Genomic DNA, 18,735 nt, shown 5'->3' on the forward strand with positions numbered 1-18,735 from the left:
GAGAGGAAAGCAAAATGCAATTGACTCAGAGAGTAATGGATAAGCTGGCTATCGGGCTTTCCATTATGTGTGCAGTTCATTGTTTGGCAACGCCGCTCCTGTTAACGCTATTACCGAGTCTTACGGCGGTACAATTGGATAATGAACAATTACACCTTTGGATTTTGGTCGCCGTTATACCAACCAGCTTAGTTGCATTGACCCTAGGGTGTAAGAAACATACGCGTTTGAGGTATGTGGTTTCAGGCTTTGTTGGCGTCATTTTGATGGTGCTGGCTGTAACGCTTGGGGAAGCTAAGTGGGGGGAGCTGGGAGAGAAAGGGTTTACGTTAATCGGTGCAGCTTTTATTGCTATAGCACATTGGTTTAATTACCGTCAGTGTTTAGCAAAAAATGAAGACGATTGCCCGTGTTCAGATAGTGTTTCGGAGCAAGCAAATTGAAAACAACATTAATTAAACAAGCTAATATCGTAAATGAAGGCAAGTCATACATTAGCGATGTACGCATTGTTGATGGCCGCATAGAAAAAGTAGCAACAGAAATTTCAGCACAAGCAGGCGATATTATAATTGCAGCTGATGGCTGTTATTTATTGCCCGGTATGATTGATGACCAAGTGCACTTTCGTGAACCTGGGTTGACTCATAAGGGCAACATAGCCAGCGAATCGCGGGCGGCAGTTGCTGGTGGTATCACTAGTTTTATGGAAATGCCCAATGTCAGTCCATCAACCACCACCATAGAGGCGCTGGAGCATAAATTTGCACTCGCTTGTGATAACTCATTGGCAAACTATAGCTTTTATTTAGGGGCCACAGAAAATAACTTAGAGCAGATTAAGCAACTCGACCCGACCCGCCACTGTGGGGTAAAAGTGTTCATGGGGGCATCAACGGGGGATTTATTGGTTGAACACCCTGCAGCGCTGGATGAAATATTTAAACACAGTCCAACACTTATTGTGACGCACTGCGAAGACGGGCGGGTTATTGCCAAAAACCTTGAGCAGTTAAAGGGGCAGCCTTTAGGTATTCAACACCACCCTATTATTCGCGATACGCAAGCATGTTATGCCTCCTCTTCTTACGCGGTAGAGCTTGCTAAAAAGCATCAGAGCCAGTTGCATGTATTACACATCACCACAGAAAAAGAGTTGAGCTTATTCTCAGTAGGCGATATTCGAGATAAACATATAACAGCCGAAGCCTGCGTTCATCATTTATGGTTTAGTGAAGAGGACTACGCACAGCGCGGAAATCTGATTAAATGTAACCCTGCAATTAAAGCAAAAAGTGATCGCGATGCGTTATTAAAGGCCGTGATAAATGGCCAAATTGATATTATTGCCACCGATCATGCTCCGCACACGTGGGACGAAAAGCACGTGCCATATAGTCAAGCTCCAGCCGGTTTGCCTTTAGTTGAGCATGCATTACTCAGTTTACTTGAGCATGTAAAGCAACAACGTTTAACCATAGAGCACGTTGTTGAAAAAACAGCCCATAATCCTGCGCTGCGTTATAACATTATTGACCGAGGCTTTATACGCGAAGGCTACTTTGCGGATTTAGTGTTAGTCGATATGAATGACTCAACAGTAGCAAGCCACGAAACAACCCGTTATCAATGCGGTTGGACACCATTTGATGGCCACCGATTCCCTGCAAAGATTAAAGCTACTTGGGTTAATGGTGAGCAGGTGTTTGATGGCCAGCAACTTATTACGACGAAAGGCAATGCTATGCCTTTGTTATTTAATCGCTAAGAATGAAAGATAGATACTAAATATGACTTTACCTGATGTTACATCGAAACAACTTACAACAGCTTCGTTACCTTTAAAATGGGTGGGTATGGAAGGCATTGCACTCCCCATCACGTTGGCAGAGTACCCTTCAACCTCGCTATCAGCTAAAGCCAGTGTGTTTGTCAGTTTAGATAAAAAAGATGCTAAAGGCATTCATATGTCACGGCTTTATTTGCGGCTAAAAGAATCATTAAGCAATAAACCCCTCACCTTGAGTGCACTTAACGCTTTATTACACGCGTTAGTGAGTTCACAGGAAGGGTTAAGTTTAACGGCAAAATTACAATTAGATTTTGAATTAACCTTACGTAAACCAGCATTGTTGAGTGAGCAGTTTGGCTATCAAACTTACCCGGTGAGTATTCGGTGTGAATACATAAATAATCAGATGAATACTGAGTTATCGTTAAGTATACCATATTCAAGCACTTGCCCGTGTTCTGCTGCGTTATCAAGACAAGCAATGAGTGATGCAATTGCTAAACAATTTAGTGGCGAAGTCGTAGCAAAAGAGGCGCTGTTAGCGTGGATCACCTCGCAACAAGGTTCAGTTGCAACACCTCACAGCCAGCGCTCATTTGCTTATTTAAAAATGCAGTGGCAGCATAACACTCTGCCAAACTTTTCAGCGTTAATTGAACACTTTGAAGAGGTTATTGGCACGCCTGTGCAAACGGCGGTAAAACGTGAAGACGAGCAAGCGTTTGCAAAATTAAATGCCGAAAACCTTATGTTCTGCGAAGACGCCGCAAGACGTATAAAGCAAGCGCTGGAGAATAACGAGCAAATCTCAGATTACTGGTTTAAAGTAGAGCATCAAGAAAGTTTACATGCTCATAATGCGGTCGTTATTGATCATAAGTTTTTACATGGTTACGAAAAACTTTAAAGTGACTAGGGTCTGTTGACCTTTTAAGGTTGAATTTGCAGCAGTATGTTTGGTATTTAGACAAGGTAGCGCCTATATAGGGTGCTACCCATAAATAGGCGATAATGCAGTATTTATCTCAACGACGCTCGCATTTTGAGGTGGTTTAGAAGTATTAAGACATAATCTTAGACAACAGCTCTCTTACTGTCGCGGGCTCAAATGGCTTATCACATATAGCATCAACTCCCGCTTGGGCAATGTTTGCTAAATGAGTGTCGTTGGCTTCTGAACTAACCATTAAAATAGGAATGTGTGAGTGAATGTTAGAGCTTCTTACCGTTTCTGTGAGTTCTTTACCGTCCATTTCAGGCATGTTGTAGTCTGTTACAATTAAATCAAAAGACTGTTCATTAAGATGCACCATTGCCTGTTTGCCATCTTCTGCTTCTACAGGCGCAGGAATCCCCATACCAGCAAGTACTCTTATAATATGTTTACGCGCAAAGCGGCTATCATCAACAACAAGTACGCGTAGCAAAGTGACATCAAAATGCTCTAATTCAACTTCTTCTTCACTAATAATATCTAATGTCGCTTTGAGTGCACGAGTAATCGCTTCGGCGCTAAAAGGCTTTGGCAAAATAGCCAACACGCCTGATTGTCTTAATTGTTCAAGGTACTTTTTGTTACGCTCGCTGGATACCAGCATAAACGCTTGATGCTCAGTTTGTGGTGTTGAGCGTATTTTTTGTAATAGAGAATCGGCGGTGCCGTCAGAAAAATACATACTACTGATCACCAAATCAGGCTGATAGTTATCAAGTAATGCTAAAGCTTGGGCTTGTGTGCTAGCTGTTTCAACTTGAGTAACACCGCTCTGAGTCAGTGACTTTATTATCAACTTTTGTTGGACATCGGACGGTTCGACCAACAGTATTGATAAGTTGGCTATTGCGGTTAAATCACTCATTCTTGTCTCTTCAGTGCTGTTGTTATACGAAGGCGTTTTTAGAACGGTATTATAGATCAACAATATGCCCTAGCAGGATAAAACTTTGCACTTTTGTAAAATAAAAGAGCTCAATTGATTATATTTGGGTGGTACGTGCATGTAAGAATAGGAGTGATGATTACCGCAGCATTTAGCACAATGTGACGAGTTAGTATGATTATATCGCTAATATGGTGTTGTGCTTAGTACTTTTGCTTACGACGGATACGTTAATATTCATCGTAAGCTGCAACGTTGAGCTTTAGTTTACCGGTAGGTATTAACGATAAAATACTTCAACAGTGCCTTTTACTTTCATAAGTAAAGGCTGGCCGCGACGGTCTAGTGCTTTTGGTGCCGCTACTTTTATCCAACCTTCGCTGATGCTGTATTCTTCTACGTCAAAACGCTCTTTGCCGTTAAGGGTAACACCAATTTCATGTTCAAATACTTCTTCAACATAAAACTTGCTGCGTGGGTTGATCGAAAGTTGATCAGGTAATTCTGGTTTATTGGTATCAGTCATAATGGTGATCTGCGTTGAATTAATTTTGCGCTATTGTAGGCAATCAAGGCGAGGAGCTCAATCAAATTTAATCAGCCCTTTATAAATTAACAGCTTTGTGATTATGCCCCTAATCATTACTGCGGCACCTTTTACTTAATAATTTATTGTTAAAATAGCAAAAATACATTTTGTTATACTATAACATTCTTAAATGTTGTGATATGTTATAACAAATAATTTCAACTATTAATAAGTTATAAATTTACTATGAAATACTCTGCATTATCTTTAGCCGTTGCGGCCATTTCATTTGGAACTGTTGCGACAGAGTCAGATATCGAAACGATTACTATTGAACATAAGCAAGCCTTTAGAGGGGATGTTCCCACCCGCGATTTACCCCAGTCGATCACCACAATTGGTGAGAATTTGGTCACTAATAATGCAATCACTACGTTTCAAGATGCATTGGATTTTTCAGCGAGTATTTCACGTAAAAATAATAGTGGTGGGCTGTGGGATAGCTATTCAATGCGTGGTTTATCTGGCAATGAGAATATGCCTTCAGGCTATTTGATCAATGGTTTTAGCGGTGGTCGTGGGTTTAGCGGTCCAAGAGATATGTCGAATGTTGAATATATCGAAGTATTAAAAGGCCCAGGCTCTGCTTTATATGGCCGCTCAGAGCCGGGTGGGACAATTAATATCATTACAAAGAAACCACAGTTTGTTACACAAGGGCAAATAAAGGCTGAGCTAGGCAGCGAAGACTTTAAACGTATTCAAGGTGATTACACAGCGGGTTTAAGTGACGATTTAGCTGTGCGTTTAAATGGTGCATGGCAAGATAGCGATAGCTTTCGTGATTACGTTAGCCACAATAAAATAGTATTTACACCGTCTTTATATTATCGCTTAAATGATAAAACGAGCTTAACCTATGAATTTGAATATGTTGATCAAAGCCAGTTATTTGACCGTGGTATCGTTGTGCTCAATGATGATATTGAAACCGTGCCAGCGTCGCGTTATTTAGGTAACCCGCATGATGACCCTACCCAGGTTTATTCACGTGCCCATCAGCTCAATTTAAATTATGATTTTGATAATGAGTGGTCACTGCTCAGTGGTGTTAACTATCGTCAATCTACATTGAATGGATTTTCATCGGATGCAGAGCTGTCACCTTCAAGGCAATCACTTTATGAAGATGGTGAAACATTAACGCGTCAACATCGTCATCGTGATTATTATTCAGATGATCTGAGTGTACGTTTTGAGTTTAGTGGTAATGTAGATATAGCTGGCATGACGCACCATATTTTAATGGGGGTTGATGGTTATGATTATGAACTTCGCACGGGGCTGTCACGCTATCGTGGTGGAAACGGTACCTATACACTTAATATTTTTAAGCCGGATTACACGGGTGACATCCCAGATGTGGGGCTGTTATATGAAAATAATGAGCAACAAGATGCGTATGGTATTTATTTTCAAGATCAGGTTGATGTAACCAGCAAGTTGAGAGTGTTATTAGGCGCTCGTTACGATCAAATTAAGCAAGATATACTCGAAACCGTCAGTGGCGTACAGTCAAACAGTGATGAAAACCGCCTCAGCCCGCGCTTAGGCGTGGTGTATCAGTTTACTAATCAAATCAATGTATATGCTAGTTACTCAGAAGGTTTTTTACCATTAAGTGGCACGGACTTTCAAGGTAACCCGTTTGGCTTTGAAGAGAGTGACTCGTTTGAATTTGGTGCTAAATTCGACTTTGATAATGTAAAGGGCACCCTCGCAATCTTTGATGCAAATAAAGATAATATTCTCGTCGCAGATCCAATTAATGTCGGGTTTTCAGCCCCTTTAGGAGAAGCAAATAGCCGAGGTGTTGAAGTTGACGTTACCGGTTATTTAGGAGAAAGCACGGAATATAGCCTATCTTATGCTTATATGGATGTGAAAACTTCAAACGATACAGTTAATGCTGATTGGGGGGTCGCTTTACCCAAAGGCAGCCCACTTGTTAATGTGCCAAAGAATAACCTGAGTGTAGCGCTAAATCAGCAATTGCGTTTATTAGGCGAAGTGGTCTCTGTGGGTGGGCATTATCAATATGTGTCTAGTCGTTTGGGTGATGCTGCTGATTTAAGCTTTCGCTTACCAAGCTACCAGCTGGTGGGATTATTCGCTCAATGGCAAGTAAATGACAAAACACAGCTGTCTGCAAACATAGATAACTTATTTGATGAAAGCTATATCGCCAGTAGTTATAACGAATTATGGGCTTACCCAGGTGCGCCGACGCAATTCAAACTTGGTTTAACGTATGACTTCTGAGCAGCTAAAAGGTCGCATTCACAGCATTGATATTATGCGTGGAGTGGTTATTTTATTAATGCTTGTTGATCATGTTCGAGAGCGGTTCTTTTTGCATATGCAGGTGTCTGACCCAATGGACATAGATACCACCAGTCCTGGGTTATTTTGGAGCCGTTTTGCGGCGCACTTTTGTGCGCCCACCTTTATATTTTTAACCGGACTATCGGCGTGGTTATATAGCCACCCAGCCAACGGTGTAACACGCTCGGCGCCAAGCTTTTTAGTTAAGCGGGGGCTGTTTTTAATCGCTTTAGAAATCACTGTGATTTGCTTTTCATGGATGGGGTACTTTCACACTATGTGGCTGCAAGTAATGTGGGCTATCGGTTTGTGTATGCTCACATTAGCGCTACTTATTAACTTACCGCAACGATTGTTATTGATACTCGGCTTGTTGATTGTGTTTGGCCATAATTTGCTTACACCAATTAGCTTTAACCCAGATGAGTGGGGTTATACCTTATGGACCATACTGCACGATCGCGGTTATATCTCCCAAGGTGGCTTAATTGATGTCAAAATTAGTTACCCAGTATTACCGTGGATTGGCGTGATATTACTCGGTTATTGTGCCGGCCCATTATATGCGGCTAGTCGTGATAGTGATGATAGAAAACAGTGGTTATTAGGGTTAGGTTTGGCCTGTGTTGTATTATTTGCCATGCTGCGAGGTTTTAATCTTTATGGTGAGACGTTACCTTGGCAACAGTATGCAAGTACCTCTGAGACATTGATGTCGGTATTTAATGTTACTAAGTATCCACCATCGTTAAGCTTTTTGCTGACAACTTTAGCAATGATGTTCTTTGGCTTATGGTTATTTGAAAGGCCGTTAAATCGCTTTTCAAATGCACTACGCACCTTTGGTTCGGTGCCGATGTTCTTCTATATTGTGCACCTTTATGCGTTGCTCGTATTATATGCTATTGGTCATGCTGTCTATGGCGCTAATCAGGGCAGTTATTTTGGGGTTGACCATATTGGCTGGATTTGGCTTATTGCAGCTGTATTGGCACTCACTTTATATTGGCCGACTAAATGGTTTAGTCAGTATAAACGGGCAACGCAAAAGCCGTGGTTAAAGTATTTATAATAAAAAGCGGTGTTATAAAGTTTTTATAACACCGCTACATTAAGCGCAGCAATGCCTTTATCAGCTTGAAGTTAAGCGAATGCTTTGTTGAAGTCGAAAGGTTGAGTCATGTGTCACTCCTGCTGAAATAACATCGATTTCTAAACACTATCAGCGGCTAGGCAATAATACTCAACAATACCCCTGGGTCGCTAACACCGGCTTCTTGCATGGCATCGGCAATGCCTTGCGTTAGTGTAATAACCTGCCTTTCAAGCCGCATAACCATTTCACTTTGTATTTCAATTTGCTGTTGCATTGCATCACTTTGGCTATCTTTATGTTGCTTTAGCTCTGCGAGTCGTTCTTTAGCGAGTTCGAACTGCTCTTTAAGCTTGTCTAATTGCTCAATCATTCTTTTTATATGATCTGGTACATCGAGCTCTTCTGCTTTGGGGGGCTGCTTTTCTCCACGGCCAGCGAGTGTGTTTTGTTCGTCCTTTGAGAGGCGATAATGAGTTGCTGTGTCAGCTTTATTGTTGCTTGAGAGCTCAGTATTAACGCTTTGTACTGATTCGCTTGTATCAATATTCATGCTTTAGCTATTTGAGGTGGTTTGGGTATATGTTGATATCGGCTTAGGGACTAAACTCTTTAGTAAGTACAGCACAACTAGCTGTGCTTTATAACGCCAGTATTTCGTCTCGGTTGCTGGGTGACCATGCTTTTTCAGCCGCCTGCTGCTGTGATAACCACATATAATCAGTGTGTTCGCAGGGGTCGAGTTGAATGCTAATATCATCAGGGACACATACGCTAAACACATGCTCAGTATTAATTAGTGCATTAGCATAGTAGCGATGACGCCAGCTTTCTCGGATAGTATAGTGGTTAGTTTTTTGGTGATCACGAATGGTTAAACCCAATGCAGAGGCGTGAATGCCTGTTTCTTCAAATAACTCTCTGTGCGCCGTTATTTCCGGCGTTTCACCTTGTTCTATACCGCCTGTGACGGATTGCCAAAAACTCGCATCATCCGCTCGTTGAATCAGTAAACAATCTTTATTTTGTTTATAAATAACAACTAATACAGAAAAAGGCTGGCGTAGCGTGATAGTTTCAGACAAGGAAAACACCTATATTATTCGTTAGTTTAAATCATTTCATGTTGCTAAGTTTTTGCAGCTCAACATGCTTTACTCTTGTTAATGCTGGTCAGTCTTCATGAGCTCGTAACGCAACAAACCTATAAAGGTACGCGCTGCCGGCCCTAACCGATCGCCGTCTTTAAAGAGTAAGTGCAGCTTCGCATTTCGTGTCGTACTGTGGGCAAGATTAAGCGGCTTTACTAGCGAATGTTTAAGCTGCTCACTGATAGCGCTTTTTGGCAACCATGCAAAGCCAAAGCCATTACATATCATCTCAACCGACGTGCGCATATGGCTTACCGTCCAGCGTTGCTCTGCGCCCAGCCAACCGCCATCTTTTTTATTATGTAATGCAGAATCACGTACCACAATTTGTCGATATGATTTAAGGTCTTCGAGAGTGAGTGCGCGGCGAATACTGTGAAGGGCATGATCAGGGTGAGCAACAGCCACAAACTCTATTGAACACAGTTCCTCACTAAAACCTGCGGCATCGGTAAAGCCAGAGATGGCAATATCAGCATGGGTATTTTCAAGTAACTCATTAGCACCAGTAAGTATTGATTCATGTAATTCAATTCGTAATAACGGGTATTGCTCTGATGTTGCATTGAGCACTTTATAAAGTAATGCTTGAGGAAATATTTCATCAACAGCGATACTGAGTTTACTTTCAACTCCTTCACTTAATGTATGACCAACCGCTTCTATTTTTGCGGCCTCGTCTAGTAAATAATTAGCCCGTCGTAGCATCATTTCGCCTGCTTCGGTGAGCACTGTTTTACGGCCTTCAATCATCAATAGTTTCACATTGAGTGAGGTTTCAATTTTACTCACCGCATTATGAATACTGGACTGGCTTTTATGGATCTGCTGTGAGGCTTGGTTAAATCCTCCAAACTCAACAACAGCGCGAAACATACGCCATTGTTCTAATGTAATTCTAAGCATTTTTGTTGTTACCCTTACCCTCATCATGAACACATGCATTTAGCATCGAACGTGCGAGCATATTTTGTTTGCGTATGTGCTTTAAATCTTCCATTTGGTTTATCCCGACTATTCAATACTTAAGGGCCGATTTATATATCCGCAATAAGTTAAGTCATTTCTGACATGCACATATCCTAAGAATCTTAAGGTTTTAGCATGGCTTAGGCGCTTACAAAATACAATGAGTATTAGCGTTGGTTTATCTTTCGTGGTTGATTTTGCAACAGTGCGTTCGGTTTTTAAACAAGATAGAGCCTATGTTGCGTGGGTGCATCTCATAACTATTTGATAAGATTAAATTATAAACATGCGCCGATATTTAATTGTACCTAAGTAGAACAAGTATTTATTCTGATAGGTTAACAGGCCCTGAGCGGCATTTTAATGGTCACAGTAAGTGGTGGGTGTAAAAATAAGCGTGTATGTGAACACTTTACTGCTATGGTATCGTTTAAACATTGGACTCAGTTTTGCTACAGGAATGATTTTTTCTTTATGATTGCGCTAAAAAATGTGTTTTTTACCCGTCAAGATGGTGGCTTAAAGCGTCATATTATTAATGACTTATCGTTAAATATTTTACCATCAGAGCAAATAGCGTTACTGGGGGACAGTGGTTCAGGTAAAACAACATTGTTAAATTTATTAGCTGGTTTACTATCGCCTGATGCTGGCACTATTCGTGTTAATGAGCAAAACATTAGTACGCTAAATGCAAATCAGTTGGCTATTTACCGACGTAAAATAGGTGTTATTTTTCAGCATTACCAGTTGCTTAGCCCATTAAATGTGAAAGATAACATGTGCTTTCAAGCAAGGCTGAATGGTCTATCGCCAAGTGAAGAAGAAATACAAAAAATGAGTCGCAAGCTTGGCCTTGAAGGAAAGCTTAATGCGATGCCTGAGCAATTATCGGGTGGTGAGCAGCAGCGTGTAGGTATTGGCCGTGCGTTATTAAATAAACCAACCCTATTACTTGCCGATGAACCTACCGGAAATCTTGATGCCGCGCGTGCACATGATATTGTTACGCTATTAAAAAATTTGTGTGAAGAGCAACAAATAATATTAATAATGGTCACCCACAGTCAGCGGTTAGCGGATCAATTCACCACGCAACTGGTTTTAAAAGATGGCCAAATTAATGGCTGAACTTAAACTTATTATACTTACATACGGGCAGTTTTACCGTCGCCACATTGGGTTGTTACTGCTATTTTTTATTGGTTTTAGTTTGGGGGCGGCGTTACTCACTGCTATACAAGGTTTAAACCAAGAAGCGGGCAAACGTTACCAGCAAACCACCGCATTAATTGCAAACCCAGTGACACATTTTGTACGTCCAGTGCTGGGTGAAAATAGGTTATCTAATGAGGTGTGGTCAACGCTTAGGGCCACTGGTTTTACACAAGCTCAGCCCGTTTTAGAGGGGATTGTGGAAACCGCCAACCAACGCACGCTAGCGCTGCGTGGGGTAAACTTATTTCAATGGCTGACGCAAGATACACAAGGCACAGAAAGCTCAGTAGCGACAATAGATAATCGCCATACTGGATTTGATAGATTGTTTAATACCGTTTATATCGACCCTAAATTAATGCAGCGGCTTAATGTAAAAAATGGCAAGATTACACTACAAGTCGGTAACACCCTTCGTACTTTACCAGTCAGTGAACTACCCGGTGTGGGAATGACCTTATTGATGGACATTAGCCTTGCAGATCAATTGTTAATGGCAGATGGACAAATTAGCTATATAGAAATGAGTGGGTTAACTCGTTCACAACACGCAAAGATGACCATTCTGATAGGCAATGATGCCCGGCTTGAAGCTGCGCAAGAGCAGGCTTTTGATGCGCTCTCTGAAGCGTTTTTCTTTAATTTACAAGCGCTGGCTTTGTTAGGTTACGTGGTGGGTGCGTTTTTAAGTTTTAATGCAATTAAGCTGGCGTACAATGCGCGTGCTCACTTGCAGCAGCAAATGTGGGTGCTGGGTTGTCAAAGGTCTGCGTTAATTAAGGCGCTGGTTATTGAATTAACATTGCTTAGTTTTTTTGCTGCAATGTTAGGTGCGCTATTAGGCGCTGCACTGGCAAACGCCTTAGTTATGGATGTATCAGCCACTCTTAGAGGGCTTTACCAATTAGATAGAAGCTTTGTCGTAAATCTTGATAGCAGCATGATTGCTAGCGGTTTTATACTTAATATTTTTGTTTTGTTAGGGTTTTTAGCCAGCCAATCGGCTCGATTAAGTACTTTTTTAGCGCGTGTTAAATGGCTGATGTTTGCGTTAGCTATTTGTACAGCCAGTTACTTAGCGCTAACGGCAAATACCAAAATAAGCGCCTTATTGCTGTGTGTTTGTGTGCTACTCCTCTTTTTTTTTATTACGCCACCGGTAGTTAAAGCCGTATTTAAACTGCCATGGCCAACACAAAACCCCATTATTCACTGGTTAAAAGCCGACAGCCTAGTGCAGTTACCCGCATTACTAAGCTCGGTACTGGCTATTTTAATGGCGATGGGGGCTGCGGTAGGTATGCAAATTATGGTTGGCAGTTTTAGCGACACCTTAGATACACATCTTGAAAAACGCCTAAGCGCCGATTTATACGTAAGACCCGATCAAAACATTCAAGCGTTAGGGGCTAAGTTACGTGAACTACCAGAGGTTGAAAAAGTAGGCGTATATTGGTCAGCTAACAGTGAGCTTAAAACATCTAAAAATAGGATTGCTGTTGATGTTATGGCATTTGGTGCAACGGCCAGCTATAACCAACACCTTACTTTGTTAAACAATAAAGCACCTACATCTGCAGTATTTGAAAAAAACAAAAACGGGGTTGTAGGTTGTTTAGTGAATGAACCCGCCTTGCTGCAGTACTCGCTTAAAGTTGGTGACGTAATAACCCTAAAACAGCATATTAATACATTAACGTGCCAAGTACGCGCTGCCTATTTTGATTACGGCGAGCAAGGTTTAAATGTAGTAGTCACTACAACAGTATTATTGAGTAGCAGCTTAAATTACACCGAGTATGGTTTATCGCTTTGGCTAAAGCCAGGTAGCGATGTTGACACAGTGGCTGAGTATATCCAAAAAGAGCATCAATTAGATAGCCAACAAGTCATTGCCAATCAGCAGTTCAAACGCTTTGCTAAACAGTTGTTTGGTAAAACATTCTATGTCACTCAGGCACTCAATTTATTTATTATGCTGATTGCTTTATTTGGTATGTGGGTGAGCTTTTTAACCTTGGGGCGCGGGCAATTACAGCCCATGGCGGTATTACAAACGCTGGGTGTCACCCAACAGCAATTATTGGGTGCAAAAGTACTGCAAGCTGCACTCATTATTTTAACCACTCTGTTATTAGCTATACCACTGGGGCTTTGCCTTGGCTGGGTGTTATTAACCTATGTAATGCCAATAGCGTTTGGCTGGACAATGGCCATGACCCTTGATTGGCTGCAATTGGGGCTCTTTAGTGTATTAGTGTTTGTGTTGGCATTATTTGTTAGTGCATTACCACTGATTAAACTAACGCGAAGCGCGGTGGCAGATAACGTTGCTAAGCTATAGGACTTATATGAATACACTAAAAATTATACTCGCTTTTATGATGATTACTGTCTTGAGCGGATGCCAACCAGAGGCCGAACAAATTGAGAGTAACAAAAAAATGCGCACTGGGTTTGCGCAGCAATTTGGCGAGGCAGTAAGTAAACAACAAGGACTTAATTTTCCTGATGATCACGGGGCACACCATCAACAAGGAATTGAGTGGTGGTATGTGACTGCTAATCTAACCGCTGATACTGGTGAAGCCTTTGGTGTGCAATGGACCTTATTTAGGCTGACAGTCGATGAGCAAAATGAAACAACAGAGCCATCCCCTTGGTGGAATGGGCAACTTTACTTTGCTCACTTTGCAATACAAACCGACACCCAGCACCAAGCATTTGAAAAGTATGGTCGTTCTGGACAAGTTAATGTGACTGCACAGCCATTTGAGGCGCGCTTAGATGATTGGCTGTTAGCGAGTGAGCGGGCTGCATTTTTACCGCTCAACTTAAAAGCGCAACAGAAAAATTACAGTGCAAATCTAACGCTGGCAAACAGCCCGCTGATAAAACATGGTGAGCAAGGGTATAGTCAAAAAACACATCAAGGTCATGCCTCCTATTATTATAGTTATCCATTTTTACAGGCCAAAGGCGATATCATGTTTGCGGGTAAGACCTACCGCGTTACTGGCGATGCCTGGTTAGATAGAGAGTGGTCCTCGGCATTAATTGACCCTTCTCAAAATGGTTGGGATTGGTTTAGTATTCAAGCAGATGATCCCGCTTTAGGTGGGTTGATGGCGTTTTGTATTCGTAATAGTCAGCAAGAGTATGATTATTGCAGTGCATCGCACATAGCCCGTACAGGTCAGGTGCGTGCCATTGCCAATCAAGAGGTGACTTTACAAGTATTAAAAACACACGCGCTTGCAACGAAAACCTACCCAATTAAGTGGGCGCTTAACATAAAAGGGTTTGAATCTATTATAATAGATGCACGCAATCCTGATTCACGTAATCAATTAAGCATCCCGTATTGGGAAGGGCGCATTAAAACCCACGGTGGATTTGAAGGGAAAGGGTATGCAGAATTGGTGGGCTATTAACAGCCTACCAATTCTGCATAGAAAGTGCTGCGGAAGGTTGGCTTGTTTGCCAACATTCAGGCTCGTTAACCGATTATTTAATTAAGCTTTACCGGGCCGTTAATATTGTCGATACTCAAATCGCCAGAGCCATCATCGATAATGGTCAGGCCTTTAGCATGATTAACACGAATGCTGCCAGAGCCATCTTCAATAGTGACCAAGCCATTAATGTGTTCTGCGTAAATATCACCAGAGCCGTCTTCAATCGTGAGCGCGTTGCCCAGATCTATCGCATTAATGCTGCCTGAGTTGTCATCAATATCCACACGGCCGTTGATTTTACTTAAACGAATATCACCTGAACCATCTTCTATCGTTAAATTACCCTTGGTGTTCGTTATAGCTAGGCTACCTGAGCCGTCGCTTATTTCAATGCTGCCAGTAATGTTTTGCAGATTAATATCGCCTGAGCCATCATCTATTTCGAGGTCATGGCCTTGATCTATATCGATACTGCCTGAGCCGTCATCGATGTCCATATCGCCTAGTACACCCTTAATATTAATATCACCAGAGCTATCATCAATATCAAGGTTAAATGAGTTTGGTACAGTAACGACTAAATCGATACTCGGTGAATTACCTTGGTAAACTATCATACCCGAAGCTTTGTGACTTTTAGCAGTCAATACAGCCTTATCGCCGTCTTGCTCAAGCGTTAAGATATAAGGGTCATCTACGTTTGCGGTGTAAATGGTTGCATCAACAGTGATTTCAGTGGCGGTGTTTGAACCTATTACTTTGAGTGAGCCGGCTTCTGCTTCAATATCGAGTTGTTGTAATTGTGTTGCTGATAATGTGCGTTGTTGCTGTTGTTCTATATTGGCACTTCCAGTGGAAATATGAACAACGCAGCCGCTCATCAGAAGAAGACTTGTTGCAATAGGCAGTGCTTTAGTGAGTAAAGAGAGTGATTTATTCATCATTATTTGTATGCTCGTTTTTTATTTAGGTTAACCGCTTGAGTTTCTAAAAGCAAAAACAAAGCCAACATTTAACATACTGTTTTATAAGCAATAATTTGTTCTTGTTTAAATAGCTCAATACGCGTTTAGCGAACAATACTAAAAAGTAGCGAAAGTGGCTAACATTGTTAACCACTTTATAAAGGTCAACTACTCAGGCGCAACATCTAAAGTAGTAAACAAAGCGTAACGCACAGTGTCGATCCCTTTTTCAGTTGAGTCTTCGCTGATACTCGCCTCAATAAGGTATAAACCAGGGTGCTGCCAAGTATTTGTAAAGAACCCCTGCTTATCAGTTGTTACTTTTACTTCGTTGCGTTCGTTGCGGTAGCGTGTGTCACCTTTTAAAATCGCAAGCTCAACATTTGCAGCTGGTTTACCATCTTTCAATAATTGAAAGCGTGCTTCTTCACCAACAAATAAATCATTTGGGTGAGTTGGGCCACTGATCTCTAAACCGCTACCTAGTAGGGCTGGCTTAGATGTGCCGTTACGGCTAACAAAAGTATCAACAGTTGAGAATGACTTCATGGTTCTGATCTCTTTTGCACCGGCTGGAATGTCTTTGCTATTTTTAGGGCCAAATACGCGGCTACGCTCGCCTTGCGCATCTTTGTAAAAAGTCATTATGCGCGGCTCACGTTTCATAGCGATATGATAAGTGCCTTCATCAGCTAATTTTACTGCTGCTGAGTTTTTACGTTGTAAGTAGTAGGCGCGAATTCTATCACTTACCAGCTCACCATTAGGGTCAAGAGCCATGATCAGGTTATCGTCATACTCTGCCCCTTTTTGTTTTGGGCGATACGCTTTATCAGCAGAAAAAATTTCGTTAGAGATACTGGCATCGATCATTACATAATGCGCTTTATCACCAGATAGCGATGTATGCGAAGGCACTAACCACTGTGCATGGGCACTTGCATAGCTAGAGGCAAGGGCGGTTAATGTTAGCGCGCCAACAAGAGCGCTTTTAAGTAAATTGGTTTTCATGATCTTTCCTTATTTAAATAATGTATAAGCATTTTTTACTTGCTAGTTATTGCTGTTATTTGGCTTTGATCGTGATGAAGCTCTCAGAGAATTCTTTTTTGCCTGCAATAGTCATTTTTCCATCTTCGCTTAAATCCAGTGCCATTCGTTTATAATCTCTGCCACCTTCTTCGCGCACTACTTCTAAATTAAGTAGGTATTTACCTGCGATGACAGGATTTCCTTCGAGGTCTTTGCCATTCCAGTTAATTGTGTAGCTGCCTGGGCGTTTTGTTGCGCCTGTTACACCGTCAAAATTAGCATCGCTTTTACCTGCTTTACGCCACCATTGGCGTAAGTCTTTAAACCATTCAGCTTTCTCTACCCATAGTGCAACAGTGGTCACATGTTTACGTTGCGGGGTTTCAAGCCACACTGCCACATATGGGCGGTGATAAGGTTGTATATCGAGATCAGGCAAGGTGAGTTCTATTTCGAGCTCTGCTGCGTTGGTATTTGATTGAAACAAAGCAGCCATAAATATTAGTATTGCACTGCATAACGTATTAATTTTTAACATTAAGACACTCCTTTTAGTTGTGGAACCCAGCATAAATAAATGACGGCAGGTGTTGCGATTCCAAGCACCGTTAGCCATATTCCGACTAAGCGTTTTTTTCTATTTTGAAATAAAATAATCATGCCGGTGATAGCAAATAGAATCATTAACGCGGCAGAAATATCAATAACCCAGCTCCATGCTTCACCAGTGTGACGGCCTTTATGTAAGTCACCCATTAGGCTTAACAAACCACCGGTTTGATATTCAAGATTGAGTTCTCCACTCATAAAATCAATTTCAGCAAAGGCAAAGCCGGCAGGGAGTGGGTAGTCGAGCATGACTAGCGCATCTTCTTTTTCCCAATCGATACTTTTAACCTGTGTTAAGCCATGCTCTGCGGCTAAATAGGCCTCTATTTCAGGATAAAGAGTGGGAAGGGCATTAATATTGTGTGCGGCTTTAGTTATCAAAGCGTTGGGCAATGCGATGGTTTGATGGCCATCTGTTTTGTCGTCTTTAAGCCAATCGACATGATTTAATACAATGCCGCTGATACAGAACAAAATAAGTAAAAATAACAAGGCAGTAGAAAGATAAATATGCAGCATGCGACTGATACCGTATATCGCACGTTTATTAAAAAATGGCATAGACAACAAAGTAAAAGTAATTGGTTTGTATATGATAATGATTTGTATTAACCATAACAACAAAATTTACGAAGTTTACATTTCTGGTATGCGAGAAGGGCGTGTTAGTAGATAAGCCATGACGGCTAACTCAATCATTGCAACAAGGGCAATAACCCAACTGGGTGGTGTGCTTATAACTAAAATAACAAAGCCGGCAAACATGCCTAAACCTGCGTACCATTTGGCTTTTAATGGCACGACTTTATGGCTGTGCCAATGGCGCAAGGTTACGCCATAACGAGGGTGTTCAAGTAACCAAGTCGCAAGCTTTGGCGATGAACGTGTAAAACACGCCAGCGCTAAAATAAAGAAAATAGTGGTGGGCATAACAGGTAATAAAATACCAATAATCCCCAAACCAACTAAGGCTAACCCCAATAGTTGGTATCCCGTATTTTTATATGCGACTAAAGCGACCTTTAAATTCATGAATAGACATGTGCCTGAAAAAGTTGGAATCGAGTAAATGCTTGGCGTGCACCATTGATCAGCGCGCGTTCTTGCAAGTCATTTAACTCAATATCATCAATTAATTGTACTAGGTGACGCCATGCACTGCCACGTCCAGCGCCGGGGCCTGCTAAGTAATGAGCGCCGTGCTCTTTTGTTAACTGTAGCCTAGCTTGCGCTTGTTTGCCTAACATTGCGGCGCCCACTTTTGAGCCTTCAACCACATAAAGCCAACCTAACGCGGTTGCTAAGTCGGTATCGTTGCTGATTAAGGGAGTAAAGGAAGTGTGAGGTATTGGGTGCTCAACATCACAAAAGTCTTGCTCAAGCATGCTCAATCGTCGACGAGTGGGTAAATCTTCAATGATCATATTTAATTCGCTGTGCTCATAAAGCGCCGCAACATCATTTAAAAAGTAATATTGCAGTGTTAAAAACTGAATATAGTTCTGTGTGTTTGCAAATGGGTCTTTAACCATAATGCTTTTATCAATATTATTGTGTACATCGGCAGTAGCAAGTTTTAAATTTTGCGCACGAGAAGGGGCGATGGTCGTCATGAATGCTCCAAAAAGTAGTTGCACTGAGTGAGCTATATCAC

19 protein-coding genes are annotated in these 18,735 nt (G+C 41.6%); 8 read left to right on the forward strand and 11 right to left on the reverse strand.

All coding sequences use genetic code 11. The features are described 5' to 3' along the window. The first annotated feature begins 14 nt into the window (after positions 1–14). Genes ATS75_RS13880 through folE2 form a run of 3 tightly spaced genes read left to right on the forward strand, consistent with a single transcriptional unit; the run spans position 15 to position 2,699 of the window. Positions 15–443, forward strand: coding sequence for a MerC domain-containing protein (locus ATS75_RS13880; RefSeq protein ID WP_058561017.1), 429 nt, complete (start codon positions 15–17; stop codon positions 441–443). Continuing rightward, on the forward strand, positions 440–1,768 hold the full coding sequence (locus tag ATS75_RS13885) for a dihydroorotase (RefSeq protein ID WP_058561018.1): 1,329 nt from the start codon (positions 440–442) through the stop codon (positions 1,766–1,768). Before ATS75_RS13880 ends, ATS75_RS13885 begins: the two co-directional genes overlap by 4 nt. 22 nt (positions 1,769–1,790) lie before the next feature. Next, a complete protein-coding gene (gene folE2, locus ATS75_RS13890; protein ID WP_082665490.1) occupies positions 1,791–2,699 on the forward strand; it encodes a GTP cyclohydrolase FolE2 in 909 nt (302 codons plus the stop codon). Between the two features lie 154 nt (positions 2,700–2,853). Here folE2 and ATS75_RS13895 read toward each other — a convergent pair whose 3' ends face one another. Together ATS75_RS13895 and ATS75_RS13900 are read right to left on the reverse strand one after the other, a co-directional pair. Continuing rightward, positions 2,854–3,651: a response regulator gene (locus ATS75_RS13895; RefSeq protein ID WP_058561020.1), complete on the reverse strand. Its 798-nt coding sequence runs from the start codon at positions 3,649–3,651 to the stop codon at positions 2,854–2,856. 301 nt (positions 3,652–3,952) lie between these two features. Further along, on the reverse strand, positions 3,953–4,198 hold the full coding sequence (locus ATS75_RS13900) for a DUF3297 family protein (protein WP_058561021.1): 246 nt from the start codon (positions 4,196–4,198) through the stop codon (positions 3,953–3,955). Positions 4,199–4,447: 249 nt separating this feature from the next. Between ATS75_RS13900 and ATS75_RS13905 the strand changes: the two genes are divergently transcribed. Both ATS75_RS13905 and ATS75_RS13910 read left to right on the forward strand, forming a co-directional pair. Continuing rightward, positions 4,448–6,523: a TonB-dependent siderophore receptor gene (locus ATS75_RS13905; protein ID WP_058561022.1), complete on the forward strand. Its 2,076-nt coding sequence runs from the start codon at positions 4,448–4,450 to the stop codon at positions 6,521–6,523. After that, entirely contained in the window at positions 6,513–7,658 is a 1,146-nt protein-coding gene (locus ATS75_RS13910; protein ID WP_058561023.1) for a DUF1624 domain-containing protein, read from the forward strand. Before ATS75_RS13905 ends, ATS75_RS13910 begins: the two co-directional genes overlap by 11 nt. Before the next feature lie 157 nt (positions 7,659–7,815). On the opposite strand, the gene ATS75_RS13915 is transcribed toward ATS75_RS13910, so the two are convergent. The 3 genes from ATS75_RS13915 to ATS75_RS13925 all read right to left on the reverse strand — a co-directional run bounded on the left by ATS75_RS13915 (position 7,816) and on the right by ATS75_RS13925 (position 9,736). Further along, on the reverse strand, positions 7,816–8,232 hold the full coding sequence (locus ATS75_RS13915; protein ID WP_058561024.1) for a hypothetical protein: 417 nt from the start codon (positions 8,230–8,232) through the stop codon (positions 7,816–7,818). An 88-nt stretch (positions 8,233–8,320) separates the two neighbouring features. Further along, positions 8,321–8,764 carry a dihydroneopterin triphosphate diphosphatase gene (gene nudB / locus ATS75_RS13920; RefSeq protein ID WP_235591184.1) on the reverse strand — a complete coding sequence of 148 codons (444 nt, stop codon included), beginning with the start codon at positions 8,762–8,764 and terminating at the stop codon, positions 8,321–8,323. Between the two features lie 78 nt (positions 8,765–8,842). Further along, complete coding sequence (locus tag ATS75_RS13925; protein WP_058561025.1) at positions 8,843–9,736, reverse strand: LysR family transcriptional regulator; 894 nt, start codon at positions 9,734–9,736, stop codon at positions 8,843–8,845. A 537-nt stretch (positions 9,737–10,273) separates the two neighbouring features. Here ATS75_RS13925 and ATS75_RS13930 point away from each other — a divergent pair. Genes ATS75_RS13930 through ATS75_RS13940 form a run of 3 tightly spaced genes read left to right on the forward strand, consistent with a single transcriptional unit; the run spans position 10,274 to position 14,451 of the window. After that, complete coding sequence (locus tag ATS75_RS13930) at positions 10,274–10,930, forward strand: ABC transporter ATP-binding protein (RefSeq protein ID WP_058561188.1); 657 nt, start codon at positions 10,274–10,276, stop codon at positions 10,928–10,930. After that, positions 10,923–13,361: an ABC transporter permease gene (locus ATS75_RS13935; RefSeq protein ID WP_058561189.1), complete on the forward strand. Its 2,439-nt coding sequence runs from the start codon at positions 10,923–10,925 to the stop codon at positions 13,359–13,361. Before ATS75_RS13930 ends, ATS75_RS13935 begins: the two co-directional genes overlap by 8 nt. A 7-nt stretch (positions 13,362–13,368) precedes the next feature. Beyond that, complete coding sequence (locus tag ATS75_RS13940) at positions 13,369–14,451, forward strand: lipocalin-like domain-containing protein (RefSeq protein WP_058561026.1); 1,083 nt, start codon at positions 13,369–13,371, stop codon at positions 14,449–14,451. 77 nt (positions 14,452–14,528) lie between these two features. On the opposite strand, the gene ATS75_RS13945 is transcribed toward ATS75_RS13940, so the two are convergent. From ATS75_RS13945 to ATS75_RS13970, 6 genes are all read right to left on the reverse strand, one after another. Beyond that, positions 14,529–15,419, reverse strand: coding sequence for a DUF4097 family beta strand repeat protein (locus ATS75_RS13945; protein ID WP_058561027.1), 891 nt, complete (start codon positions 15,417–15,419; stop codon positions 14,529–14,531). Between the two features lie 189 nt (positions 15,420–15,608). Beyond that, complete coding sequence (locus ATS75_RS13950; protein WP_058561028.1) at positions 15,609–16,451, reverse strand: DUF4198 domain-containing protein; 843 nt, start codon at positions 16,449–16,451, stop codon at positions 15,609–15,611. 55 nt (positions 16,452–16,506) lie between these two features. Then, positions 16,507–17,010 carry a DUF2271 domain-containing protein gene (locus ATS75_RS13955; RefSeq protein WP_058561029.1) on the reverse strand — a complete coding sequence of 168 codons (504 nt, stop codon included), beginning with the start codon at positions 17,008–17,010 and terminating at the stop codon, positions 16,507–16,509. Further along, positions 17,010–17,642 (reverse strand): PepSY-associated TM helix domain-containing protein, encoded by a 633-nt coding sequence (locus ATS75_RS13960; protein ID WP_058561030.1) that lies wholly within the window; start codon positions 17,640–17,642, stop codon positions 17,010–17,012. Before ATS75_RS13960 ends, ATS75_RS13955 begins: the two co-directional genes overlap by 1 nt. A gap of 75 nt (positions 17,643–17,717) precedes the next feature. Beyond that, positions 17,718–18,113 carry a YbaN family protein gene (locus ATS75_RS13965; RefSeq protein WP_058561031.1) on the reverse strand — a complete coding sequence of 132 codons (396 nt, stop codon included), beginning with the start codon at positions 18,111–18,113 and terminating at the stop codon, positions 17,718–17,720. Further along, the gene (locus ATS75_RS13970; RefSeq protein WP_058561032.1) at positions 18,110–18,694 is read right to left on the reverse strand and encodes a biliverdin-producing heme oxygenase; all 585 of its coding nucleotides are present in this window, start codon (positions 18,692–18,694) and stop codon (positions 18,110–18,112) included. Before ATS75_RS13970 ends, ATS75_RS13965 begins: the two co-directional genes overlap by 4 nt. Between the last annotated feature and the right edge of the window lie 41 nt (positions 18,695–18,735).

The sequence above is a fragment of the Pseudoalteromonas sp. H105 genome (assembly GCF_001469215.1).
In the GTDB taxonomy this organism is placed as follows: domain Bacteria; phylum Pseudomonadota; class Gammaproteobacteria; order Enterobacterales; family Alteromonadaceae; genus Pseudoalteromonas.